24 protein-coding genes and 1 other RNA gene are annotated in these 22890 nt (G+C 62.8%); 7 read left to right on the top strand and 18 right to left on the bottom strand.

The window, feature by feature from the left end; genetic code table 11:
* Positions 1 to 2 precede the first annotated feature (2 nt).
* From mraY to rsmI, 9 genes are all read right to left on the bottom strand, one after another.
* Positions 3 to 1085 (bottom strand): phospho-N-acetylmuramoyl-pentapeptide-transferase, encoded by a 1083-nt coding sequence (gene mraY / locus DN387_RS00860; protein WP_043862064.1) that lies wholly within the window; start codon positions 1083 to 1085, stop codon positions 3 to 5.
* On the bottom strand, positions 1085 to 2452 hold the full coding sequence (gene murF / locus DN387_RS00855; RefSeq protein WP_054914839.1) for a UDP-N-acetylmuramoyl-tripeptide--D-alanyl-D-alanine ligase: 1368 nt from the start codon (positions 2450 to 2452) through the stop codon (positions 1085 to 1087). Before murF ends, mraY begins: the two co-directional genes overlap by 1 nt.
* Positions 2445 to 3911, bottom strand: coding sequence for a UDP-N-acetylmuramoyl-L-alanyl-D-glutamate--2,6-diaminopimelate ligase (locus DN387_RS00850; RefSeq protein WP_043862062.1), 1467 nt, complete (start codon positions 3909 to 3911; stop codon positions 2445 to 2447). The genes murF and DN387_RS00850 overlap by 8 nt, the downstream gene beginning before the upstream one ends.
* The gene (locus DN387_RS00845) at positions 3911 to 5644 is read right to left on the bottom strand and encodes a penicillin-binding protein 2 (RefSeq protein WP_162484872.1); all 1734 of its coding nucleotides are present in this window, start codon (positions 5642 to 5644) and stop codon (positions 3911 to 3913) included. Before DN387_RS00845 ends, DN387_RS00850 begins: the two co-directional genes overlap by 1 nt.
* Positions 5644 to 5937, bottom strand: a complete 294-nt coding sequence (gene ftsL, locus DN387_RS00840; RefSeq protein WP_043862060.1) for a cell division protein FtsL — start codon at positions 5935 to 5937, stop codon at positions 5644 to 5646. The genes DN387_RS00845 and ftsL overlap by 1 nt, the downstream gene beginning before the upstream one ends.
* Positions 5934 to 6875 carry a 16S rRNA (cytosine(1402)-N(4))-methyltransferase RsmH gene (gene rsmH, locus DN387_RS00835; protein ID WP_088515589.1) on the bottom strand — a complete coding sequence of 314 codons (942 nt, stop codon included), beginning with the start codon at positions 6873 to 6875 and terminating at the stop codon, positions 5934 to 5936. Before rsmH ends, ftsL begins: the two co-directional genes overlap by 4 nt.
* Before the next feature lie 2 nt (positions 6876 to 6877).
* On the bottom strand, positions 6878 to 7333 hold the full coding sequence (gene mraZ, locus DN387_RS00830) for a division/cell wall cluster transcriptional repressor MraZ (RefSeq protein ID WP_043862058.1): 456 nt from the start codon (positions 7331 to 7333) through the stop codon (positions 6878 to 6880).
* 308 nt (positions 7334 to 7641) lie between these two features.
* An RNA gene (gene rnpB / locus DN387_RS00825) (RNase P RNA component class A) lies at positions 7642 to 8001 on the bottom strand.
* A gap of 67 nt (positions 8002 to 8068) precedes the next feature.
* Positions 8069 to 8944, bottom strand: a complete 876-nt coding sequence (gene rsmI / locus DN387_RS00820) for a 16S rRNA (cytidine(1402)-2'-O)-methyltransferase (protein ID WP_043862057.1) — start codon at positions 8942 to 8944, stop codon at positions 8069 to 8071.
* A 188-nt stretch (positions 8945 to 9132) separates the two neighbouring features.
* Here rsmI and DN387_RS00815 point away from each other — a divergent pair, with 188 nt between their 5' ends.
* From DN387_RS00815 to DN387_RS00795, 5 genes are all read left to right on the top strand, one after another.
* Positions 9133 to 10947 carry a penicillin-binding protein activator gene (locus DN387_RS00815; protein ID WP_054914840.1) on the top strand — a complete coding sequence of 605 codons (1815 nt, stop codon included), beginning with the start codon at positions 9133 to 9135 and terminating at the stop codon, positions 10945 to 10947.
* Complete coding sequence (locus DN387_RS00810) at positions 10947 to 11318, top strand: YraN family protein (RefSeq protein ID WP_043862055.1); 372 nt, start codon at positions 10947 to 10949, stop codon at positions 11316 to 11318. The genes DN387_RS00815 and DN387_RS00810 overlap by 1 nt, the downstream gene beginning before the upstream one ends.
* Before the next feature lie 135 nt (positions 11319 to 11453).
* The gene (locus DN387_RS00805; RefSeq protein ID WP_043862054.1) at positions 11454 to 12047 is read left to right on the top strand and encodes a phosphoheptose isomerase; all 594 of its coding nucleotides are present in this window, start codon (positions 11454 to 11456) and stop codon (positions 12045 to 12047) included.
* Positions 12044 to 12622: a BON domain-containing protein gene (locus tag DN387_RS00800; protein WP_043862053.1), complete on the top strand. Its 579-nt coding sequence runs from the start codon at positions 12044 to 12046 to the stop codon at positions 12620 to 12622. Before DN387_RS00805 ends, DN387_RS00800 begins: the two co-directional genes overlap by 4 nt.
* Positions 12623 to 12714: 92 nt before the next feature.
* Positions 12715 to 12933, top strand: a complete 219-nt coding sequence (locus DN387_RS00795; RefSeq protein ID WP_043862052.1) for a YgdI/YgdR family lipoprotein — start codon at positions 12715 to 12717, stop codon at positions 12931 to 12933.
* 45 nt (positions 12934 to 12978) lie between these two features.
* On the opposite strand, the gene DN387_RS00790 is transcribed toward DN387_RS00795, so the two are convergent.
* The 7 genes from DN387_RS00790 to rplM all read right to left on the bottom strand — a co-directional run bounded on the left by DN387_RS00790 (position 12979) and on the right by rplM (position 17864).
* Positions 12979 to 13407, bottom strand: a complete 429-nt coding sequence (locus DN387_RS00790) for a ClpXP protease specificity-enhancing factor (protein WP_043862051.1) — start codon at positions 13405 to 13407, stop codon at positions 12979 to 12981.
* 17 nt (positions 13408 to 13424) lie between these two features.
* A complete protein-coding gene (locus tag DN387_RS00785) occupies positions 13425 to 14042 on the bottom strand; it encodes a glutathione S-transferase N-terminal domain-containing protein (protein ID WP_043862050.1) in 618 nt (205 codons plus the stop codon).
* A 118-nt stretch (positions 14043 to 14160) separates the two neighbouring features.
* Positions 14161 to 14940, bottom strand: coding sequence for a cytochrome c1 (locus DN387_RS00780; protein ID WP_043862049.1), 780 nt, complete (start codon positions 14938 to 14940; stop codon positions 14161 to 14163).
* Positions 14940 to 16151: a cytochrome bc complex cytochrome b subunit gene (locus DN387_RS00775; RefSeq protein ID WP_043862048.1), complete on the bottom strand. Its 1212-nt coding sequence runs from the start codon at positions 16149 to 16151 to the stop codon at positions 14940 to 14942. Before DN387_RS00775 ends, DN387_RS00780 begins: the two co-directional genes overlap by 1 nt.
* The gene (petA, locus tag DN387_RS00770) at positions 16151 to 16744 is read right to left on the bottom strand and encodes a ubiquinol-cytochrome c reductase iron-sulfur subunit (protein ID WP_043862047.1); all 594 of its coding nucleotides are present in this window, start codon (positions 16742 to 16744) and stop codon (positions 16151 to 16153) included. Before petA ends, DN387_RS00775 begins: the two co-directional genes overlap by 1 nt.
* 284 nt (positions 16745 to 17028) lie before the next feature.
* Positions 17029 to 17421, bottom strand: coding sequence for a 30S ribosomal protein S9 (gene rpsI, locus DN387_RS00765; protein ID WP_043862046.1), 393 nt, complete (start codon positions 17419 to 17421; stop codon positions 17029 to 17031).
* Positions 17422 to 17435: 14 nt separating this feature from the next.
* Entirely contained in the window at positions 17436 to 17864 is a 429-nt protein-coding gene (gene rplM, locus DN387_RS00760) for a 50S ribosomal protein L13 (RefSeq protein WP_043862045.1), read from the bottom strand.
* Between the two features lie 247 nt (positions 17865 to 18111).
* Here rplM and DN387_RS00755 point away from each other — a divergent pair, with 247 nt between their 5' ends.
* Positions 18112 to 19152 (top strand): NADP(H)-dependent aldo-keto reductase, encoded by a 1041-nt coding sequence (locus tag DN387_RS00755; protein ID WP_043862044.1) that lies wholly within the window; start codon positions 18112 to 18114, stop codon positions 19150 to 19152.
* Between the two features lie 215 nt (positions 19153 to 19367).
* The gene (locus tag DN387_RS00750) at positions 19368 to 20264 is read left to right on the top strand and encodes a GlxA family transcriptional regulator (protein WP_167400212.1); all 897 of its coding nucleotides are present in this window, start codon (positions 19368 to 19370) and stop codon (positions 20262 to 20264) included.
* Between the two features lie 87 nt (positions 20265 to 20351).
* Here the strand turns inward: DN387_RS00750 and zapE are convergent, their stop codons facing one another.
* Both zapE and DN387_RS00740 read right to left on the bottom strand, forming a co-directional pair.
* Positions 20352 to 21446 carry a cell division protein ZapE gene (zapE, locus tag DN387_RS00745; protein WP_043862043.1) on the bottom strand — a complete coding sequence of 365 codons (1095 nt, stop codon included), beginning with the start codon at positions 21444 to 21446 and terminating at the stop codon, positions 20352 to 20354.
* Positions 21447 to 21527: 81 nt separating this feature from the next.
* Positions 21528 to 22877 (bottom strand): tryptophan--tRNA ligase, encoded by a 1350-nt coding sequence (locus DN387_RS00740; RefSeq protein ID WP_043862042.1) that lies wholly within the window; start codon positions 22875 to 22877, stop codon positions 21528 to 21530.
* Positions 22878 to 22890: the final 13 nt, after the last annotated feature.

Below are 22890 nucleotides of genomic sequence, written 5' to 3'. Positions count from 1 at the left end.
TTCTACCTCAGTTTCAGGGTGGCAAGGCCGAACAGCACGAGAATCACGGTGATGATCCAGAAGCGGACGATCACCCGAGGCTCGGGCCAACCCTTGAGTTCAAAGTGGTGGTGGATCGGTGCCATGCGAAACACGCGCTTGCCGGTCAGCTTGAAGGAAGCCACCTGGATCACCACCGACAGGGTCTCCATCACGAACACGCCGCCCATGATGAACAGCACGATCTCCTGACGCACGATCACGGCAATGGTGCCCAACGCGGCACCCAGTGCCAGGGCGCCGACGTCACCCATGAACACCTGCGCCGGGTAGGTGTTGAACCACAGAAAGCCCAGGCCCGCGCCGATCAGCGCGCCGCAGAACACGATCAGCTCGCCGGCGCCCGGCACGTAGGGGATCAGCAGGTATTCGGCGAACTTCACGTTGCCCGACAGGTAGCAGAAGATACCCAGCGCACCACCGACCATCACCGTCGGCATGATCGCCAGGCCGTCCAGGCCGTCGGTCAGGTTGACCGCGTTGCTCGAACCCACGATGACGAAATAGGTCAGCACCACGAAGCCGATGCCCAGCGGGATGGTGACATCCTTGAGCATCGGCACGATCAGGGTGGTTTCCACGCTGGTGGGCGCGGTCATGTACAGGAAGATCGCCGCGCCCAGGCCGAACACCGATTGCCAGAAGTACTTCCAGCGGCTTGGCAGGCCACGCGAGTTCTTCTCGATCACCTTGCGGTAGTCGTCGACCCAGCCGATGGCGCCGAACAGCAGGGTGACGATCAGCACCACCCACACATAACGGTTGGTAAGGTCGGCCCACAGCAGCGTGCTCACGCCGATGGCGGACAGAATCAGCGCACCGCCCATGGTCGGGGTGCCGGACTTGGAGAGGTGCGATTGCGGGCCGTCATTGCGCACGGCTTGACCGATCTGGCGAATCTGCAGGGTACGAATCATCCAGGGGCCCAACCACAGGGCCAGCGACAACGCGGTCAGTACACCCAGAATCCCGCGCAGGGTCAGGTACTGAAAGACCGCGAAGCCTTTGTAGAACTGTTGCAGATACTCAGCCAGCAGCAGCAGCATTAATGTTTCTCCCCGCTGGAACCGCACAAGGCCGCCACGACGTTTTCCATCGCAGCGCTGCGCGAACCCTTGATCAAAATGGTGGTGTTGTTGGCCTGCTCGACGCGAACGGCGTCGATCAAGTCAGCTTGAGTGGCGAAATGATGGGCCCCGGTGCCAAATGCCTTGACCGCTTCGGCCATCATCGGGCCCACGGCATAAAGTGCTGCAACCTTGCCCCTGGCGTATGCGCCGACCTGCCGATGCCCTTCCTCGGCCCACTGGCCCAATTCGCCGATATCCCCGAGCACCAGGACGGTACGCCCGGAAAAGCCGGCGAGTATATCAACGGCAGCGCACATGGAGGTGGGGTTTGCGTTGTAACTGTCGTCGATCACGCGCACACCGGTGGGCGCCATGTGCACCACGGTGCGGCCCTTGACCGGCTGCACCGCGTCAAGACCCTCGACGATGCCTTCCAGTGTCACGCCGAAAGCCTGTGCGGCAGCCGCGGCGGCCAGGGCGTTGCTGACATTGTGAGTGCCCAGCAGGTTGAGCTGGACGCGGGCGTTGCCCAGCGGGCTGCGCAATTCGAAACCGGGGCAGCCCCGTTCGTCGTGACGAATGTCGGTGGCATTAAAATCTGCGTCGGCATTGGCCAGGGCGAAAGTGATCACAGGGTGATGGCCGGCGCGCTGTTTCCAGATGCCGAACGCCTTGTCATCCAGGTTCAATACCGCCACGCCATCCTGGCCCAGGCCTTCGAGGATCTCGCCCTTGGCTTCGACGATTTTCTCCGGCCCGCCGAACTCACCCACATGAGCGGTACCGGCGTTGTTGATGATCACCACCTGCGGCCGGGTCAGGCCGACGGTGTAGGCGATTTCGCCGATGCGCGAGGCGCCCAGCTCGATGACCGCCGCCGTATGGTGCGGGGCCAGTTCTAGCAGGGTCAGCGGTGCGCCGAAGTCGTTGTTGAGGTTGCCACGGGTGGCCAGTACCGGCCCGCGGGTGCGCAGGATGCTGGCCAGCATCTCCTTGACCGTGGTCTTGCCACTGGAGCCAGTGATTGCGGCAACCGGCTTGTCGAAGGCGGCGCGATTGAGCGCCCCCAACTGGCCCAGGCCCAGGCGGGTATCGGCAACCACCAGTTGCGGCAGGCTGCTGCCCGGCACTTCGTGCTGCACCAGCGCCGCGACGGCGCCCTTGGCTGCCACTTCGTCCAGGTAATCGTGACCGTCGAAACGCGGCCCGGCCAGGGCGACGAACAACTGGCCAGGGGTGATCGCGCGGCTGTCGATGCTGACGCCATCGAAGGTTGCATCCTGGCCATGCAGGCGGCCCTGCAGCGGCGCTACCAACTGGCTGAGGGACATTGACTCAAGCATTCGGGGCCTCCCAGGCTGCTAGGGCTCTCTCGGCCTCGACCAGGTCGGAGAAGTCATGGCGCTCGCCGTTGATCTCCTGGTAATCCTCGTGCCCCTTGCCCGCCAGCACGATGACGTCGTCGGCAGCGGCGGTGGCAATCAGGTGCGCAATCGCCGGGCCACGGCCGGCGATGAACTCGACGCTTTCACCCCGGGCGAAGCCTGGGCGGATATCGTCGAAAATCTGCTGGGGCGCCTCGCTGCGCGGGTTGTCGTCGGTGACCAGCACGCGGTCGGCCAGGCGCTCGGCCACTTCGGCCATCAGCGGGCGCTTGCCGCGATCGCGGTCGCCGCCGCAGCCGAACAGGCACAGCAGCTTGCCTTGCGCATGGGGACGCAGGGCTTCGAGGACCTTTTCCAGGGCATCGGGGGTGTGGGCGTAATCGACCACCACCAACGGCTTGCTGCCACCGCCCAGGCGCTGCATGCGCCCTACGGGGCCTTCGAGCTGCGGCGTGACCTTGAGAATTTCGTCCAGCGGATGATCCATCGCCATCAGCGTGCCGACCGCGGCCAGCATGTTGCTGAGGTTGAAGCGCCCGAGCAGGCGGCTGCGCAGCATATGCTCGCCCTGTGCCGTTACCAGCACCGCACGCACGCCATCGTCGTCGAACTTCGCTTCGCGGCAGTACAGCGAGGCGGCAGGGTCGACGAGGCTGTAGCTGATCAGACGCGAATCACCCTTCTGCGCCGCCAGCTCACGCCCGAAGGCATCGTCCAGATTGACCACCCGCGAACGCAGGTCGGGCCAGGCGAACAGGCGCGCCTTGGCGGCCTGGTAAGCCTCCATGCTGCCGTGGTAGTCCAGGTGATCGCGTGACAGGTTGGTCATTACCACGATGTCGAAGGCCAGTGCCGCTACCCGGCCCTGTTCCAGCGCATGGGAGGACACTTCCATGGCCACGGCCTTGGCGCCAGCCTTCTTCAGGTCGCCCAGGGTCGACTGCACGGCAATCGGATCTGGCGTGGTCAGCCGGCCACTTTGCAGCTGGCCGTAGAAACCGGTACCCAGGGTGCCGATCAGGCCGCAGTGCTGGCCCAGCAGGTCGAGCGCCTGGGCCACCAGCTGGGTGACGCTGGTCTTGCCGTTGGTGCCAGTCACGCCGATCAGCTCGAGCTGGCGGCTCGGCTCGCCATAGAAGCGCCCCGCGATATCCGACAGCTGGGCAATCAGGCCCTTGACCGGAATCATCGGCACATCGGTGATCGGCAGCACGGTGGTGTTCTGCACTTCATAGGCCACGGCTGCCGCGCCGCGCTTGAGCGCATCGGCAATATGCTCGCGCCCGTCGACACGCGCACCCGGCACCGCCAGGAACAAGTCCCCGGCACGGACCTTGCGGCTGTCCAGGGTCAGTTCGCGGATCAACGGGTCGTTGTTGCCGCTCAGGGCAAACAGCTTACTCAATGGCATCGACATCAACCGCGCCCTCCCTTGGCGGGCGCAGCACCGGCCTGCTGCTGTGGAGTAGGAGCCGGCAGGTTGTCTGGCGGCACGTTCATCAGTCGCAGGGTGCCGGACATGACCTTGCTGAATACCGGCGCCGATACCAGGCCGCCGAAGTAGCCACCCTTGCTCGGCTCGTCGATCACCACCACGATGGCATAGCGCGGATCGCTCATCGGGCCGAAGCCGGTGAACAGCGAGCGGTAGGCGTTCTCGGTGTAGCCCTTGGAACCGACCGTGGCCTTACGGGCCGTACCCGACTTGCCGCCCACGTGATAGGAAGGCACCTGCGCACGGAACACGCCACGTGGCGCTTCGATGACCTGCTGCAGCATGCCCTGGATGGTCTTGGCGGTATCCTCGGGCACCACCTGGGTGGCTTCCGGGGTCTTGTCCACCTTGAGAATGCTCAGCGGTACCATCTTGCCGTTGTTGGCCAGCGCGGCGTAGGCATGCACCAGCTGCAACGCGGTCACCGACAGGCCGTAGCCGTAGGACAGGGTCGCGGTCTCGGCCTTGCGCCACTCGCGGTGGTTGGGCAGGTTGCCGACACGCTCGCCCGGGAAGCCCAGGCCGGTGTACTGGCCCAGGCCCAGTTGCGACATCACGCGGTAGATGGATTCGCCACCGATATCGAAGGCGATCTTGCTCATGCCCACGTTACTGGAGTTGATCAGGATGCCGGTCAGGTCGAGGATCGGGCCTTCGCTCCTGGACACGTCACGAATGGTGTAGCGGCCCAGCTGCAGGGTGCCCGGATAGACCTCGACCTTGTCGGTCGGCTTCCAGCGCCCACTTTGCAGGGCGGCGCTCATGGAGAAAGGCTTGACCGTGGAGCCCGGCTCGAACACGTCGATGATGGCACGGTTGCGCATCGCCGCCGGGAACATGCTGCGGCGGTTGTTGGGGTTGTAGGTGGGCTGGTTGACCATGGCCAGCACTTCGCCGGTCTTCACATCCATGATCACCAGGCTACCGGCCTTGGCTTCCTGTTCGGCAATCGCGTTACGCAGTTCGCGGGTGGCCAGGTACTGCAGACGCAGGTCGATGGACAACGCCAAGGTCTTGCCGGCCTTGGCGTTCTTGGTGACCTGTACGTCCTTGATCAGCCGGCCGCGCCGGTCCTTGATCACCTGCCGCTTGCCGGGCACCCCGGCCAGCCACTCGTCGTAGGCGAGCTCCACCCCCTCGCGACCGTGATCGTCGAGGTCGGTGAACCCGACCATGTGCGCAGCGACATCGCCGGCTGGATAGAAGCGGCGGAACTCTTCGATGCCATACACGCCGGGCACCTTGAGGTCGAGCACCACCTGGCCCTGCTCCGGGGTAAGGCCGCGGACCAGGTAGATGAATTCCTTGTTGGCCTGCTGTTCGAGGCGCTCGGCCAGTTGCTGCGGGTTCTGCTTGAGCGCGGCGGCAAGCGCCGGCCAGCGGTCCTTGGCAGCCTGCATCTCCTTGGGGTTGGCCCACAGGGTGGTAACCGGCGTACTCACGGCCAGCGGCTCGCCGTTGCGGTCGGTGATCAGCCCGCGGTGCGCAGGAATCGGAATGTGACGCAGGCTGCGGGCATCGCCCTGCCCCTTGAGGAAGTCGCGGTCGACCACCTGCAGGTCGACGATACGCCAGGCAATGGCCCCCACCATGATCACCAGCAGGCCGACCACAACGCGGAACCGCCACGGGTAGAGTGCGCCTTCAAGTTTCATCATGGCGCCACCATCCGTACTTCGTCAGCGGCGGGAATGCGCATGTGCAGCTGTTCGCTGGCCAGATTCTCGATGCGGCTGTGGGCGGTCCAGGTGCTCTGTTCCAGAATCAACCGGCCCCACTCGGCCTGCGCCTTGTCGCGTTCGTTGAGCTCGCCGTACAGGGTATTGAGCAACTGGCGGTTCCAGTGCGCACTGTAGGACACCGCCACCGACGAAACGAGCACGCCAATGAACAGCAGCAGCATCAGGAAGCTGCCGCCTGGCAAGGGCTTGGCGAAAAGCCTGCTCAACGCAGCTTCTCCGCCACACGCATGACCGCGCTACGCGAGCGCGGGTTGGCCTTGAGCTCGGCCTCGGAGGCGAACTGCGCCTTGCCATGGACCTTGATCTTGGGCTCGAAGGGCTTGTGTTGTACCGGCAGGTTGCGCGGCAGGTTGTCGGCCTCTCCCTTGGCCAGCTTGCGCATGAACAGCTTGACGATGCGGTCTTCCAGCGAATGGAAGCTGATGACCACCAGACGGCCACCGATCTCGAGCGTGTCGAGGGCAGCCTCGAGCCCGGCTTCGAGGTCGCCCAGCTCGTTGTTGACGTGAATGCGCAGCCCCTGGAAAGCACGGGTGGCGGGGTTCTTGCCCTTTTCCCACGCGGGGTTGGCGACCTTGAGCACTTCGGCGAGGTCGGCGGTACGGGTAAAGGGTTGCTGCTCGCGACGGGCGACCACGGCGTTGGCCATGCGCTTGGCGAAACGCTCTTCGCCGTACTCCTTGAACACGCGGGCGATTTCTTCGGCCGGCGCGGTGGCGATGAACTCGGCTGCGCTGACACCACGACTCGGGTCCATGCGCATGTCCAGCGGGCCGTCGTTCATGAAACTGAAGCCGCGCTCGGGGTCATCGAGCTGCGGCGAGGACACGCCCAGGTCGAGCAGGATGCCATTGACCTTGCCGGACAGGCCCCGCTCGGCGACTTCGGCGCCCAGCTCGGCGAAACTGCGCTGCACAATGACAAAGCGGCCGTCTTCGGCCGCCAGCGCTTGCCCGGTGGCAATCGCTTGTGGGTCCTTGTCGAACCCCAGCAGCCGACCCTGCGGCCCCAGGTGCTGGAGAATCAGCCGGCTGTGCCCGCCACGCCCGAAGGTGCCATCCAGATAGCAGCCATCGGCGCGTACGGCGAGAGCCTCGACGGCTTCGTCAAGCAGTACGGTGATGTGTTTGAAGCCACTATCTATAGTCACAGGATCAGATCACGCAGTTCATCAGGCATCGCGCCCGGTTGTTGAATGGCCACCAGGTCAGCTGCAGCAACAGCGTTCCAGGCGTCCTCGTCCCACAGTTGGAATTTGTTCAGTTGCCCCACCAGCATCGCCCGCTTGTCCAGCTTGGCGTACTCGCGCAGACGCGGTGGCACCAGGAAACGCCCACTGCCGTCGAGCTCCAGATCCACCGCATTGCCGATCAGCAGACGCTGCAGGCGACGGTTCTCTTCGCGTAACGACGGCAAGGCACGCAGCTTGGCTTCGATCAGTTCCCACTCATCCAGCGGATACACGCACAAGCAGGGGTCAACCGCGTCGATCGTCACGATCAACTGCCCGGAACTGCGCGAATCGAGCTCGTCACGGTACCGGCTCGGCATTGCGAGACGGCCTTTTGCGTCGAGGTTGATTGCGTTGGCTCCGCGAAACACGGCTGCACTTCCCTAAATGTTAGCTTTTTTGTGTCTGAAAACCCACTTCATGCCACTTTCCGCCACTTGCGCACACTATAGGAATCCGCCCACCACACCGTCAAGGCGCGCTTATAAGGAAAACCCTTACAGATCGGCGATTTAGAGCAACAAGGCGATACAAAGAGGAGAATCGAGAGGGGTTTTGACGGGGAAAGGCAAATTCACTCAAACGGATAGAGTGCAAAGTTAAAGTGATTTATGAAGAGTAAGATTTTTTTGGTATTACCAGAACACATCTGCTATCGAATCAAGCAGGAAGGGAAAAGGTGGAGAGTCGATCTGTAAGCCGGGTTCTGTCGAGGACAGTCATTCCTCTACGACGGCCATCACTGGACGCCTTTAGCAACCTACCCGGTTCCAACGCGGGCCGCGCCATATGGAACCCTATTTGGTCTTGCTCCGAGTGGGGTTTACCTAGCCACGGACTGTTGCCAGCCGTGCGGTGCGCTCTTACCGCACCTTTTCACCCTTACCGGCACCGAAGTGCTTAGGCGGTTATTTTCTGTGGCACTTTCCGTAGGCTCACGCCCCCCAGGCATTACCTGGCACTCCGCCCTATGGAGCCCGGACTTTCCTCCCCCCTCTTTTGCGGAACAAAAGAAGGCAGCGACTGTCCAATCGACTCTCCGCCGCAAAGGTTAACGGCAGCGGGCCCCGAGAACAAGCGATAAAACAAATAATATCACTATGACATTAGTGGTCTTTCTGTTTTTCCAACGCTATTTGATACAAAACATTCTTCCGCACCCCGGTAATTTCCGCCGCCAGGGCTGCTGCACGCTTGAGCGGCATCTCTGCCAGCAGAAGATCAAGCACGCGCATCACTTCGCTGCTCACGGCCTCTTCGTTCTCCGGGGCGGTCCAGCCCGCCACCAGCACCACGCACTCCCCACGCTGCTGATTGCTGTCGTTTTCGACAAACGCGCGCAGCTCGGCCAGGGGCAGCCCCTTCAGGGTCTCGAAGGTCTTGGTCAGCTCACGAGCCAGCAACGCCGGCCGTTCGCCGCCAAACACCGCCTCCATGTCCTGCAGACACTCCAGAATGCGGTGCGGCGCCTCATAGAAAATCAGCGTACGGGGTTCTTCCTTGACCTGGCTCAGGCGCGCGCGGCGACCTACCGCCTTGGCCGGCAGAAAACCCTCGAAGATGAACCGGTCGGACGGCAGGCCCGCCGCCGACAACGCCGCGATCAGTGCGCAGGCGCCCGGTACCGGCACCACATCGATGCCCGCCGCTCGCGCCTGGCGCACCAGGTGGTAGCCCGGGTCAGAGATCAGCGGCGTACCGGCATCGGAGATCAACGCCACATCGTCGCCGGCCAGCAGGCGCGTGATGAAGCGGCTGCCCTCGTCGCGCTCGTTGTGCTCGTGACAGGCGGCCAGCGGCGTGTTGATGCCGAAGTGCTGCAGCAGGCGGACCGAGTGGCGCGTGTCCTCGGCCGCGATCAGCGCCGCCTCGCGCAGTACCTTCAAGGCCCGGGCGCTCATGTCATCCAGGTTGCCAATGGGCGTAGCCACCACGAAAAGCTTGCCGGCAGTGGAATTGGAAGCACCTGGAGCATCGGTCACAGCACACACCTGTAAATAGAGAACAAAGCGCCATTGTAGCCCGTAACGCGGCAACAATGCGTTACCCACAGCGGCGGCACGCCTGCGCAGGGCGACCTATATTGAAGGATTAACGCCAGCAAGATCGCGCCCCGGCCAGCGCTTGGGTACAATTGCAGGTTAATTTGATCGAGTAACAGGATTTTTACATGATCGCTTGCCTGCGGCTGCTCTCAGCCCTCTGCCTCGCTGCCCTGCTGGCAGCCTGCGCCAGTTCGCCCTCGTCCAGCCTGGGTGAGCTGCCGCGCACTCCGGATGCCAGCATCGAGCAACTGCTCGACCAGGCCGCCACCAGCAAGACACCTGAAAAGGCTGCACTGCTGCGCCTGAGCGCCGCTGACCTGGCCTACCACCAGAAAGACTTCGCACGGGCCTCGCGGATCCTCGAGCTGGTGCCACTGGACACCCTCAAGCCGGCCCAGCAAGTGTTCGCCAGCACCCTTGGCGCCGAGCTGGCGATGAGCCGCAACCAGCCCAAGGCCGCCCTCACCGCCCTGAGCCACCCGAGCCTGGCCCGGTTGGACGAACTGCCGCCCGAGCTTCAGGTGCGCACCCGCAGCGTGCACGCCGCCGCCCTGGAAGCCGATGGCCAGACCCTGGATGCCGCGCAACAGCGCGTCGCCATGGCTCCCCTGCTCAGCGGCGCCGCCGCCAGTGCCAACCACGAGGCCATCTGGAACCTGGTTGCCGCCCTGCCCACCGAACAACTGCAAGGCACCGGCACCGACGTGATGGCCGGCTGGACCAGCCTGGCCCTGGCCGTCAAGAGCGCCGGCACCCTCGAACAGCAGCAGGCCGCCATCGAAGCCTGGCGCAACCAGCACGCCGGCCACCCTGCCGCCGTGCAACTGCCACAGCCCCTACTCAAACTCAAGGAACTGGCCAGCCAGCCGCTGACCAAGATCGCCCTGCTGCTGCCCCAGGAAGGCCCGCTGGCAGGTGTTGCCCGCGCCCTGCGCGACGGTTTCATGGCGGCGCACTTCCAGGCCCAGCAGGCCGGCCAGAAGCCGCCTTCGGTCGAAGTCTTCGACAGCTCGCGCCTGACCTCGCTCGATGACTTCTACCGCAAGGCCCAGGCCAGCGGTGTCCAGCTGGTGGTAGGCCCGCTCGAGAAGAACCTGGTCAAGCAGATGAGCGCCTACCCGCAACTGCCGATCACCACCCTGGCACTGAACTACAGCGACGCCGGCCAGACCGGCCCGGCGCAACTGTTCCAGTTCGGCCTGGCCGCCGAAGACGAAGCCCGCGAAGTCTCGCGCCGCGCCCAGGCCGACGGCATGCGTCGTGCCGTGGCCCTGGTGCCGAGCGGCGAATGGGGCGATCGCGTACTCAAGGCCTTCCGCCAGGACTGGGAAGCCAAGGGCGGCACCCTGATTGCCGCTGCCCACGTGTCGCAGCCGGTGGCCCTGGCCCAGCAGATCGCCGACCTGTTCCAGCTGCGCCAGAGCGAAGGCCGCGCCAAGAGCCTGCAGAGCACCGTGGGCGGCAGTGTCTCGGCACAGCCATCGCGTCGCCAGGACATCGATTTCATCTTCCTGGCCGCAACCCCGACCCAGGCCCAGCAGATCAAGCCGACACTGAACTTCCAGTACGCCGGTGACGTACCGGTGTACGCCACCTCCAACGTGTACAGCGCCAGCGGCAACGTCAACGAGTACAACGACATGAACGGCATTCGCTTCTGCGAAACGCCGTGGCTGCTCGACACCGGCAACAGCCTGCGCCAGCAGGTGGTACGCCAGTGGCCGCAAGCGGCCGGCAGCATCGGTCGCTTGTACGCGATGGGTGCCGATGCCTACAGCCTCGCGCCGCGCCTGGGCCAGCTCAAGGCACTGCCGGACAACCGTATCGAAGGCCTGTCCGGCAGCCTGAGCATGAACGCCAACCAACGCATCGAACGCCAGTTGCCATGGGCCGAGTTCACCGGCGGTCAGGTCAAGCGCCTGCCGGACACCCCGCGCTGATGCCCGACGGTTCTCGCCAGGCCGCGGGTATCGCGGCCGAACAGCAGGCCCTGCATTACCTTCAGGCGCAGGGCCTGCAGTTGCTGGCGCAGAACTGGCGATGCAAACGCGGCGAGCTTGATCTGGTCATGCTTGACGGCGATACAGTAGTATTCGTCGAAGTCCGCTACCGGCTGCACGCGGGCTTTGGCGGAGCACTGGCCAGCGTCGATACCCGCAAACAGCAAAAACTGGTGCTAGCGGCCCAGTATTTTCTGCAGCAGGAGGCGCGCTGGGCCAACCAGCCCTGTCGTTTCGACGTGATTGCCCTGCAGGGCCGCGGCCACTCGGGCACACCGCTCGACTGGCTGAAGAACGCTTTCGACAGTTGAACCCGCCCCGCTTGATGCATCCGTTACCCACTCAACTTTTTTGCTCTTTGTTTCGCGGGCTGCACAGTCATGTGCCGCAGGGTCTTCAAGACGTTGCGACACGCCCGACCAGCCGCCCCACTTAAGGTCACACAGATGGACATGCAATCCCGAATTCGCCAGCTATTCCAGGCCAGCATCAACACCAAGCAACAGGCGATGGAAGTCCTTGCACCACACATCGAGCAAGCCAGTCAGGTGATGGTCAACGCGCTGCTCAACGAGGGCAAGATGCTCGCCTGCGGCAACGGCGGCTCGGCGGGCGATGCCCAGCACTTCTCGTCCGAACTGCTCAACCGCTTCGAGCGCGAGCGCCCGAGCCTGCCGGCCATCGCGCTGACCACCGACAGCTCGACCATTACCTCGATCGCCAACGACTACAGCTACAACGAGATCTTCTCCAAGCAGATCCGCGCCCTGGGCCAACCGGGCGACGTGCTGCTGGCGATTTCCACCAGCGGCAACTCGGCGAACATCATTCAGGCGATCCAGGCCGCACATGATCGCGAAATGATTGTCGTAGCTCTGACCGGACGCGATGGCGGCGGCATGGCCTCGCTGCTGCTGCCCGAAGATGTGGAGATTCGCGTACCGGCCACCGTCACCGCACGCATCCAGGAAGTCCACCTGCTGGCGATCCACTGCCTTTGCGACTTGATCGACAGCCAATTGTTCGGGAGTGAAGAATGACCCCTAATCGCCTTGGCCTGATGGCCCTGACCCTGTGCCTGAGCATCACCGGCTGCAGTTCGGTGATTACTGCCAGCCGCGAAAACCCGATCGAGGACGATCGCGGCACTCGCACCTTCGGCAGCAAGATCGACGACTCGCTGATCGAAACCAAGGTAGCGGTGAACGTGGCCAAGGCCAGCCCGGACCTGGACAAGAACTCGCACATCGTCGTCACCAGCTTCAACGGCATCGTGCTGCTGGCCGGGCAGACCCCGCGCGCCGACCTCAAGAGCCTGGCCGAGCAGACCGCCGGTCAGGTGCAGCGGGTCAAGAAGGTGCACAACGAACTTCAGGTGCTGCCGCCCTCCTCGCTGCTGGCACGCAACAATGACGCCTGGCTGACCACCAAGATCAAGGCCCAGATGCTGACCGACAGCAACATCCCCGGTTCGCGCATCAAGGTGGTGACCGAGAACGGCATCGTCTACCTGCTGGGCCTGCTGACCCAGCAGGAAGCCAATCAGGCCACCAACCTGGTGCAAGGCGTGTCGGGTGTGCAGAAGATCGTCAAGCTGTTCGAATACATTGACTGACCGCGGCTTCACGCCCTTCGCCGGCCTCACCGGTGAAGGGCGTGAAGCCGCCGGCGCACCGCAACCCCCACCGACACCCCACAGGAATACCCATGAAGAACGGCCTGTTCGCCACCCTGCTGATCGCTACCTTCGCCACCCTGGCCGGCTGCTCCACCCCAAGCCTGATCACCCTCAATGATGGCCGTGAGTTCCAGGCGGTCGACGCGCCGAAACTCGAACGCAGCTCCGGCTTCTACGAGTTCCAGCAGCTCGACGGCAAACGCACCCGTGTGAACAAGGATCAGGTGCGCACCATCACCGACCTGTAAGCACACAGGCCCAAAAAAAAGGCGACCCCGCAAGGTCGCCTTTTTTCATTTCACCACTTTCAGGCTCGGACGCCCACTTGGCCGCGGCGGCTGCCCGCCACTCGGCGGGCCGTCATCATCCGGCTCGACGCCCTCGTCCTCGAGGTCGTCATCCTCCATCAGGGGCGGCTCGAGCTCGAACACCATGCCCTGGCCATTCTCACGGGCATAGATACCCAGGATGGCGCCGGCAGGCACGTACAGCGTGTGGGCAACCCCACCGAAACGCCCCTCGAAGCTCACGGCTTCGTTATCCATGTGCAAGTGACGCACGGCATTGGGCGACACGTTCAAAACGATCTGGCCATCGCTGGCGAAGCCCTGAGGCACCTGCACCGCAGGGTACTCGGCATTGACCAGCATGTGCGGCGTGCAATCGTTGTCCACGATCCACTCATACAAGGCTCGCACCAGATACGGACGACTGGAGTTCATCAACGGCTCCTTAAAACCTAACGCATATCGCGTTCAGCGGCGGACAGGCTGGCCTTGAAGGCTTCCCGCGCAAACTGACGCTCCATGTAATCGAGCAGCGGCTTGGCTGGCCGCGGCAGTTCGATACCCAATACCGGCAAACGCCACAGTATGGGCAATAGACAACAATCCACCAGGCTTTGCTCCTCACTCAGGAAACAAGGCTTGTCGGCGAACAACGGCGAAACGCCGGTAAGGCTCTCGCGCAGCTCCTTGCGCGCCTGCACGCGGGCAGGCTCCTTGCTGCGCGGGTCGAGAATCAGGTCCACCAGCGAACACCAGTCACGCTGGATACGGTGGATCAGCAGGCGGCTGTTGGCACGCGCCACCGGGTAGACCGGCAACAGCGGCGGGTGCGGGTAGCGCTCGTCGAGGTATTCCATCACCACGGTCGACTCATACAACGCCAGGTCACGATCAACCAGGGTCGGCACGCTGCCATACGGGTTGGCTTCCAGCAGCTTGGGCGGCTGGCGCCCGGCTTCGACACTGATGATCTCGACGCCGACACCTTTCTCGGCGAGAACGATGCGCACCCGATGAGAATAATGATCAGCGGGGTCGGAGTAGCAGGCTAACCGATTGGTCACGCCCATGGGGGTCCTCCTCGCGTGTTGAACTTATGAAATTACAAATGCAAACGCGCCCTGGGGGCCCTCCATACTGCAGAGGGACCCCAGGGCGCGCGTTAAACTAACAGATTTTACCCTGTGATCAGTGCACGTCCTTCCAGTATTCGCGCTTGAGCAGGTAGGCGAACACGAAGAAGAAGGCCAGGTACAGCAGCACGTAGGTGCCGATGCGCTGGCTCTGCAGCTTGACCGGGTTGGCCGAGTAGGCCAGGAAGGTCACCAGGTTCTTGACCTTCTCGTCGAACTGCTCGTCGGTCAGGGTACCGGATTTCGGCACGATGGTCAGCTGATCGCACGCTTCGTGGGTCAGCGGGGCACCGGTGAGCGGGTCAAACTGCTTCTTGCCCTCGACCACGGTCTGGATCTGCTTGCAACCGACCACCTGACGCCCCTGCAGGCCCACCAGCACGTTTGGCATGCCAACGTTGGGGAAGACCTTGTTGTTCACACCCCAAGGGCGTGACGGGTCCTCGTAGAAGGCCCGCAGGTAGCTGTACAGCCAATCGGTGCCGCGTACCCGCGCCACCAGGGTCAGGTCGGGCGGCGCCGCACCGAACCAGGCCTTGGCGTCGGCCGGCTGCATGCCGATGTTCATGTGGTCGCCGATCTTGGCGCCGGTGAACACCAGCTTCTCGAGCATCAGCTCGTGCGGGATGCCCAGGTCATCGGCGACACGCTCGTAACGCTGGAACTTGGCGCTGTGGCAACCCATGCAATAGTTGGCAAAGGTCCGTGCGCCGTCCTGCATGGCGGCCTTGTCGGTCAGGTCGATGTCGACCTTGTCCAGTTCCACGCCGTGTTCGGCGGCGAAGGTCAGCGAAGGCATCACTGCCAGGAGCAATACTGCAAATAGCTTTTTCATCAGCCAGTCACCCTTTCCGGAACCGGTTTGGTCTTCTCGAGCCTGGTGTAGAACGGCATCAGAATGAAGTAGGCGAAATACAGGAAGGTACATACCTGCGACAGCAAGGTGCGGCCCGGGGTTGGCGCCAGCACGCCGAGCACGCCCAGGATCACGAAGGAGATGCAGAACACCCACAGCCAGGCCTTGCTCATCCAGCCCTTGTAGCGCATCGACTTGACCGGGCTACGGTCCAGCCATGGCAGCACGAACAGCACCGCGATCGCAGCACCCATGGCGATCACGCCCAGCAGCTTGTCGGGTACCGCACGCAGGATCGCGTAGAACGGCGTGAAGTACCACACAGGGGCGATGTGCTCCGGGGTCTTGAACGCGTTGGCCTGTTCGAAGTTGGGTTTCTCCAGGAAGTAGCCGCCCATTTCCGGGAAGAAGAACACGATCATGCAGAAGACGAACAGGAACACCACCACGCCGACGATATCCTTGACGGTGTAGTACGGGTGGAACGGGATGCCGTCCAGCGGAATGCCGTTCTCGTCCTTTTTCTTCTTGATGTCCACGCCATCCGGGTTGTTCGAACCCACTTCGTGCAGCGCCAGGATGTGCAGCACCACCAGGCCGAGAATCACGATCGGCAGGGCCACCACGTGCAGGGCGAAGAAGCGGTTCAGGGTAATGCCGGAGATCAGGTAGTCGCCACGGATCCACTGGGTCAGGTCGCCGCCGATGACCGGGATGGCGCCGAACAGCGAGATGATCACCTGGGCACCCCAGTACGACATCTGGCCCCAGGGCAGCAGGTAGCCCATGAAGGCCTCTGCCATCAGCGCCAGGTAGATCAGCATGCCGAACAGCCATACCAACTCGCGTGGCTTCTGGTACGAGCCGTAGAGCAGGCCACGGAACATGTGCAGGTAGACCACGATGAAGAACGCCGACGCACCCGTGGAGTGCAGGTAGCGCAGGATCCAGCCGTATTCGACGTCACGCATGATGTATTCGACCGAGGCGAACGCCTCTTCGGCCGAAGGGGTGAAGCTCATGGTCAGCCACACGCCGGTCACGATCTGGTTGACCAGGACCAGCAGGGCCAGGGAGCCGAAGAAATAGAAGAAGTTGAAGTTCTTCGGTGCGTAGTACTTGCTCAGGTGATCTTCCCACATCTTGGTGGCGGGGAAGCGGGCGTCAACCCAGTCCATGAACTTACTCATCACGCGTTCTCCTGATCGACGCCGACGACGATGATGTCATCCGACTCGTACGAGTGCGGTGGCACTGGCAGATTGAGCGGCGCTGGCTGGGACTTGTAGACGCGGCCGGCGAGGTCGTAGTGGGAGCCGTGGCATGGGCAGAAATAGCCACCCACCCACTTGGGACCCAGGTCGACAGGCGCCACTTCGGGACGGAAGGTCGGCGAGCAGCCCAGGTGGGTGCACAGGCCGACGAGCACGAGGATTTCCGGCTTGATCGAGCGGTTCGACGGGTCGACGTAGGCCGGCTGCTCCGACGCCTTGGACTCGGGGTCGGAGAGCTCACCGGTGATCTTCTTCAGGTTGCCCAGGATCTCCTCGGTGCGGCGGACGATGAACACGGGTTGGCCGCGCCATTCAGCAATCATCTGCTGGCCGGGCTCCACCTTGGCGATGTTGACCTTGACCGGTGCACCGGCAGCTTTCGCCTTGGCACTGGGAAACCATGACCCTACGAACGGGACCGCAGCCCCCACCGCTCCTGCAGCACCCACCACGGACGTGGCTGCTACCAGGAAGCGACGCCGGCCTGCATTGACGCCGTCATTGCTCATTCAGTCCTCTCCCATCAGCTTTGTGGCCTGTTGCAACAGGCATCTACTAAGTAAATTTCGAACTGCTAAAAATAAATTTCGAACTGCTAAAAATTTGCCGCATGGTAATGAAAAGACCCATCGAAGACAAGGTTATTACCCGGCATAAAGGCTGTATCCCTTATAGCACTTGACCTGCGTCTATGCGGCAAGTTGTCACACAGGGTCGGCAGCCCCTTTTATTCAAGACATAAAAAAAGCCCGGTTCCACCAGGAACCGGGCTTTTTTTGAACGCCGAAGCGAATTAACGCTTGGAGTACTGAGGACGCTTACGTGCTTTACGCAGACCCACTTTCTTACGCTCGACTTCACGAGCGTCACGGGTAACGAAGCCAGCTTTGCGCAGAGCGCCACGCAGGGTTTCGTCGTAGTCCATCAGTGCACGTGTGATACCGTGACGGATAGCGCCCGCTTGACCGCTGACACCACCACCGATGACGGTGACGTAGATGTCGAACTTCTCGGTGGTTTCGGTGAGTTCCAGCGGCTGGCGAACTACCATGCGCGCGGTTTCACGACCGAAGAAGGTCTCGAGGGAGCGGTTGTTGATGGAGATGCTGCCAGTACCCGGACGCAGGAAAACGCGTGCGGTTGCAGTCTTGCGACGGCCAGTGCCGTAATTTTGAGTCGCCGACATAATGAACTATTCCGTTAAATCTTCAGTTCTTGGGGCTGCTGAGCAGTATGAGGGTGTACAGCGCCCGCATAGACTTTCAGCTTACGGTACATGTCGCGACCCAGCGGGTTTTTAGGCAGCATGCCCTTTACCGCGGTCTCGATCACGCGCTCAGGCGCTTTGGCGATCAACTTCTCGAAGTTGATTTCCTTGATGCCGCCCGGGAAACCGGAGTGGGAGTAGTACATTTTGTCCGAAGTCTTGGCACCAGTAACACGTACCTGCTCGGCATTGATCACGACGATGTAGTCGCCGGTGTCAACGTGAGGGGTGTATTCTGGCTTGTGCTTGCCACGCAGACGGCTCGCGATCTCAGTGGCCAGACGACCCAGGGTCTTGCCAGCAGCGTCAACGACGAACCAGTCGCGTTTTACTGTTTCCGGTTTAGCAGTAAAAGTTTTCATTCTTTATAGCCTCAGGGGCCGTCCCGCAATTTTAAGACGGCAGATCTTACTGAATAGTGCGTACTTTGACAAGGTCAAAGGCAGCCGGATACGGACGCTATCGGGGGCTCGGGTCAGCACGTCCAATACTCGGCAAGATTCTTCGGCGGCGGGGCATCACTTCCACTGCTGAGAGAGGTGCAGAATTATCCAGATTGCAGAAAAAATATCAACCTGCTTTTATGCTTCTTTTGCCGTGGAGATCGTCATGGAGTATCGCCAGCTGGGTCGCACCGACCTCAACGTGAGTGCATTGTGCCTGGGCAGCATGACCTGGGGCGAGCAGAACGACCAGGCCGAGGGCTTCGCCCAGATCGAACGGGCCAAGGCGGCCGGGATCAATTTCATCGATACCGCGGAGATGTACCCGGTGCCACCGCGCCCGGAAACCTACTCGGCCACCGAGCAGATCATCGGCAACTGGTTCAGCCAGCGCGGCGATCGCGCCGACTGGATCCTGGCCAGCAAGGTGGCCGGCCCCGGCAACGGCATCAGCCACATTCGCGACGGCCAGCTCAAGCACAACCGCCAGCACATCGTGGCGGCCCTGGACGCCAGCCTCAAGCGCCTGCAGACCGACTGGATCGACCTGTACCAGCTGCACTGGCCCGAGCGCAGCACCAACTTCTTCGGCAAGCTGGGCTACCAGCACCTGCCCCAGGACCACTTCACGCCGCTGGAAGAAACCCTCGAAGTGCTCGACGAGCAGGTCAAGGCAGGCAAGATCCGCCACATCGGCCTGTCCAACGAAACCCCGTGGGGCACCATGAAGTTCCTGCAACTGGCCGAAAGCCGCGGCTGGCCCCGTGCGGTCTCGATCCAGAACCCGTACAACCTGCTCAACCGCAGCTTCGAAGTGGGCCTGGCGGAAATCGCCATCCGCGAGCAGTGCGGCCTGCTGGCCTACTCGCCGCTGGCCTTCGGCATGCTGTCGGGCAAGTACGAGAACGGCGCGCGCCCGGAAAACGGCCGCCTGACCCTGTTCAACCGCTTCTCGCGCTATTCCAACCCGCAGACCGTCGCCGCCTGCAGCCGTTATGTGGCCCTGGCCCGCGAGCACGGCCTGGACCCGGCGCAGATGGCCCTGGCCTTCGTGACCCAGCAGCCGTTCGTGACCAGCAACATCATCGGCGCCACCTCGCTGGCGCAACTGGACAGCAACCTGGCAAGCGCCAGCCTGAAGCTCGGTGACGAGCTGCTGGCCGCCATCGATGCGATCCACCAGGATCAGCCCAACCCCGCCCCGTAAAGCGCTGCAACGGTTCCCGCAGCCCGCTGCGGGAACCGAGGGTAGACACAATCGCCAAAAAATAAGACGATCCAGCCGGTGATTGACCACTCTACCCTATAAGAATAACGACAATGATGTTTACCCAACCTACCGCATCGCTGCGGCGCGTCAGCATCCTGGCCATCGACAAGGTATTCGCATCGACCCTGATGCAGGCCAAGGATTTCTTCCACCTGGCCAGCCTGCGCTATGGCAAGCAACTGGGCCTGGGCCTGCAACCGATGTTCGAAACCCGCCTCGTGAGCCCCGACGGGCTGCCCGTGCAGAGCTTCAGCGGCGTGCAGCTACCGGTGGACAGCGGCCTCGAGCAGGCCGACGTAATCATCCTGCCGGCGTTCTGGGACGACTTCGATGCCCTGTGCCAGCGCTACCCCCAGGTACTGCCCTGGCTGCGCGAGCAGCATGCCCGAGGCGCGGTGCTGTGCGGCGAGGCCAGCGGCGTGTTCTGGCTGGCCGAGGCCGGCCTGCTCGATGGCAAGGAGGCCACCACCTACTGGCGCTTCTTCGGCCAGTTCGCCGAACGCTTCCCGAAGGTGTCGCTGAACCAGGACAAACACCTCACCGATGCCGACAACCTCTATTGCGCCGGCGGCGCCACCTCGGCCTGCGACCTGTACATCTACCTGATCGAGCGCTTCTGCGGGGCCAACGTGGCCCAGGCCGTGGCCCGCGACATCCTCTACGAGGTGCAACGCAACTACACCCCGGGGCGCATGGGCTTTGGCGGACAGAAGCTGCACCAGGACCTGATCATCCTGCAGATCCAGCAGTGGCTGGAGGAACACTTCGCCGACAAGTTCCGTTTCGAGGACGTGGCACGCAACCATGGCATGAGCATCCGCAACTTCATGCGCAGGTTCCAGAGTGCGACGGGGGACAAGCCGCTGCATTATCTGCAACGGCTGCGGATCGAGACGGCGAAGGGCTTGCTGTCAGGGACGCGCAAGAGCATCAAGACCATCAGCTACGAGGTGGGCTATGACGACGCCAGCTTTTTTGCGCGATTGTTCAGGCAGCACACGGAGCTGTCGCCTAACCAGTATCGGCAGCAATTCATGCAGGAGGCCTGAGGGCCTATCGCGGGTCACGCCCGCCCCCACAGGTTCGCTGCAAACCTCTGTGGGAGCGGGCGTGAGCCGCGACAGCAGTGACGCGATTTAAGGCTTGTGTGCCCGCGACAGGAACTCGTGGGACTGCATCTCCAGCAAGCGGCTCAGGGTACGCTGGAACTCGAAGCTCAGGCGCCCGCCGGTGTACAGGTCCTTGAGCTCCACTTCAGCCGAGATGATCAGCTTGACGTTGCGGTCGTAGAACTCGTCGACCATGTTGATGAAGCGACGCGCCAGATCGTCGGTGGCCACGCCCATCTGCTCCACGCCACTGAGCAGCACCGCATGGAAGATCTTGCCCAGTTCGATGTAGTCGTTCTGGCTGCGCGGGCCGTCGCACAGTTCGCGGAAGTCGAACCAGGCCACGTCGTCGCAGGTACGCAGCGCACGGATCTCGCGGTTCTCGATCATCAGCACGTCGTTTTCCACCGCCTGGGTGCATTCCGGCGTCAATGCGCGAAAGCTCTTGCGCAGGCTTTCGTGGGCCGCTTCATTCAGCGGGAAGTGGAACAGCTCGGCCTGCTCCAGGTGACGCAGGCGATAGTCCACGCCGCTGTCGACGTTGACGATGTCGGTGTTCTGCTTGATCAGGGCAATTGCCGGCAGGAAGCGCGCACGCTGCAGGCCGTCCTTGTACAGGCCGTCCGGCACGATGTTGGAGGTGGCCACCAGGGTCACGCCGTTCTTGAACAGCTCCTCCATCAGGGTGCCAAGGATCATCGCGTCGGTGATATCGGACACGAAGAACTCGTCGAAGCAGATCACCCGCGCCTCGTCGGAGAACCGCTTGGCAATGATGGTCAGCGGGTTCTTCTCGCCCTTGAGGGTCTTCATTTCCTCGTGCACGCGCTTCATGAAGCGGTGGAAGTGCGTACGCACCTTCTGCGGGAAAGGCAGCGCCTCATAGAACGTATCGACCAGGTAGGTCTTGCCGCGCCCTACCCCACCCCAGAAATACAGGCCCTTGACGGGCGCCTGCTCTTTCCTGCCGAACAGCTTGCCGAACACACCCGGCTTGCTGTTGTGCGCCGCGACCAGGTCGTCGTACAGGCGCTGCAAGTGACGCACCGCTGTTTCCTGCGCCGCGTCATGGAAGAATTCGGGACGTTTCAGATCTGCTTGATATCGTTCTAGGGGCGTCATAATTCGTTAGCAAGGCAACAAAAGCGGGCCGTCACTGTAGCGACGGCCCCGGGTAATGGCAATCAGACTTGCGATTGACGGTCAGTCCTGCTGGGGCTGCAAGGCAGCGCGCAGGCTCTCGATGGCGGCATCGCGCGCCGTGGCATCGGCGAACTGCGGGCCGTCGGCCACGCACTCGCCTTCCAGCCACAGGCTGAAGCCCAGGCCTTCGTCACGTACATCCAGCGGCTGGCCCAGTTGCAACTGCTTGCTCACCGCGCCGGCCGCCTTGCCATCGGCAAAGCTGCGCGACAGCAGCAACTGCTCGCCGTCGGCTGCCAGGAGGCGGAAGCGGAAGCTGCCGTCCTCTTCACGGAAGCTCACGAAGCGTGCCGCCTTGACCGCCTTCTTCCTGGTTTCACCGCTGACCTGAACCGTGCTGCGGAACGAGCGCAGGCCCACTGCTTCGCGCAGTTGCTCAAGAAACGGCGTGGCGATCCTGCGGGCCTTCTGCGCGCCGGCCAGAAGAATGTCCTCCAGGTCCGCCGGGCGGGAAATCAGCTGGTGGTAATGCTCGCGCGGCGCGCTCAACTGGCCGTCGACCAGCTGGAACAGGCGCTGCTTGGCTTCGCCCCAACCCAGCCCCTGCAGCAGCTCGCTGCGGAAGGCTTCGGCTTGCTCGGCGGTGGCAAAGGCCTGGAACAGGGTGAACAGGTGCGAGTTGTCCGGGTCCTTGGCCTCGCCCGGCGCGCGCGAGTCGGTGACGATGCGCGAGATCGCGTCCTTCATCTCCTTGGCACTGGTGAACAGCGGGATGGTGTTGTCGTAGCTCTTGGACATCTTGCGACCGTCCAGGCCCGGCAAGGTGGCCACGCTTTCCTCGATCAGCGCCTCGGGCATGGCGAAGAAGTCCTTGCCCTGGCCGAACAGGTGGTTGAAGCGCTGCCCGATATCACGGGCCATTTCCACGTGCTGGATCTGGTCGCGCCCCACCGGCACCTTGTTGGCATTGAACATCAGGATGTCCGCCGCCATCAGCACCGGATAGCTGTACAGGCCCATGCTCACGCCCGCATCCGGGTCTTCGCCGCTTTCCAGGTTCTTGTCCACCGAGGCCTTGTAGGCATGCGCGCGATTGAGCAGGCCCTTGGCCGCCACGCAGGTCAGCAGCCAGGTCAGCTCGGGGATCTCGGGAATGTCGGACTGGCGGTAGAAGGTCACGCGTTCCGGGTCCAGGCCGCCGGCCAGCCAGGTGGCGGCGATTTCCAGACGCGAGCGCTGGATGCGCTGCGGGTCGTCGCACTTGATCAGCGCATGGTAGTCGGCCAGGAAGTAGAACGAGTCGACGCCCGGCTGCTGGCTGGCGAGGACCGCCGGGCGGATGGCACCGGCATAGTTGCCAAGGTGCGGCGTGCCCGTGGTGGTGATACCGGTAAGGATACGAGTGGTCATGGGTAATCGCTTA

It is taken from the genome of Pseudomonas sp. FBF18, assembly GCF_024261405.1.
Classification (GTDB): Bacteria; Pseudomonadota; Gammaproteobacteria; order Pseudomonadales; family Pseudomonadaceae; genus Aquipseudomonas; species Aquipseudomonas palmensis.
The sequence above is the reverse complement of the archived record's forward strand: the minus strand, read 5'-3'. Positions and strand labels throughout refer to the sequence as shown.

What these genes read in the sequence shown, in the direction of transcription:
- mraY (WP_043862064.1), bottom strand. Translation starts at nt 1,085, where the DNA reads ATGCTGCTGCTGCTGGCTGAGTATCTGCAACAGTTCTACAAAGGCTTC.
- murF (WP_054914839.1), bottom strand. Translation starts at nt 2,452, where the DNA reads ATGCTTGAGTCAATGTCCCTCAGCCAGTTGGTAGCGCCGCTGCAGGGC.
- DN387_RS00850 (WP_043862062.1), bottom strand. Translation starts at nt 3,911, where the DNA reads ATGTCGATGCCATTGAGTAAGCTGTTTGCCCTGAGCGGCAACAACGAC.
- DN387_RS00845 (WP_162484872.1), bottom strand. Translation starts at nt 5,644, where the DNA reads ATGAAACTTGAAGGCGCACTCTACCCGTGGCGGTTCCGCGTTGTGGTC.
- DN387_RS00815 (WP_054914840.1), top strand. Translation starts at nt 9,133, where the DNA reads ATGATCGCTTGCCTGCGGCTGCTCTCAGCCCTCTGCCTCGCTGCCCTG.
- DN387_RS00810 (WP_043862055.1), top strand. Translation starts at nt 10,947, where the DNA reads ATGCCCGACGGTTCTCGCCAGGCCGCGGGTATCGCGGCCGAACAGCAG.
- DN387_RS00805 (WP_043862054.1), top strand. Translation starts at nt 11,454, where the DNA reads ATGGACATGCAATCCCGAATTCGCCAGCTATTCCAGGCCAGCATCAAC.
- DN387_RS00800 (WP_043862053.1), top strand. Translation starts at nt 12,044, where the DNA reads ATGACCCCTAATCGCCTTGGCCTGATGGCCCTGACCCTGTGCCTGAGC.
- DN387_RS00795 (WP_043862052.1), top strand. Translation starts at nt 12,715, where the DNA reads ATGAAGAACGGCCTGTTCGCCACCCTGCTGATCGCTACCTTCGCCACC.
- DN387_RS00790 (WP_043862051.1), bottom strand. Translation starts at nt 13,407, where the DNA reads ATGAACTCCAGTCGTCCGTATCTGGTGCGAGCCTTGTATGAGTGGATC.
- DN387_RS00785 (WP_043862050.1), bottom strand. Translation starts at nt 14,042, where the DNA reads ATGGGCGTGACCAATCGGTTAGCCTGCTACTCCGACCCCGCTGATCAT.
- DN387_RS00780 (WP_043862049.1), bottom strand. Translation starts at nt 14,940, where the DNA reads ATGAAAAAGCTATTTGCAGTATTGCTCCTGGCAGTGATGCCTTCGCTG.
- DN387_RS00775 (WP_043862048.1), bottom strand. Translation starts at nt 16,151, where the DNA reads ATGAGTAAGTTCATGGACTGGGTTGACGCCCGCTTCCCCGCCACCAAG.
- petA (WP_043862047.1), bottom strand. Translation starts at nt 16,744, where the DNA reads ATGAGCAATGACGGCGTCAATGCAGGCCGGCGTCGCTTCCTGGTAGCA.
- rpsI (WP_043862046.1), bottom strand. Translation starts at nt 17,421, where the DNA reads ATGTCGGCGACTCAAAATTACGGCACTGGCCGTCGCAAGACTGCAACC.
- rplM (WP_043862045.1), bottom strand. Translation starts at nt 17,864, where the DNA reads ATGAAAACTTTTACTGCTAAACCGGAAACAGTAAAACGCGACTGGTTC.
- DN387_RS00755 (WP_043862044.1), top strand. Translation starts at nt 18,112, where the DNA reads ATGGAGTATCGCCAGCTGGGTCGCACCGACCTCAACGTGAGTGCATTG.
- zapE (WP_043862043.1), bottom strand. Translation starts at nt 21,446, where the DNA reads ATGACGCCCCTAGAACGATATCAAGCAGATCTGAAACGTCCCGAATTC.
- DN387_RS00740 (WP_043862042.1), bottom strand. Translation starts at nt 22,877, where the DNA reads ATGACCACTCGTATCCTTACCGGTATCACCACCACGGGCACGCCGCAC.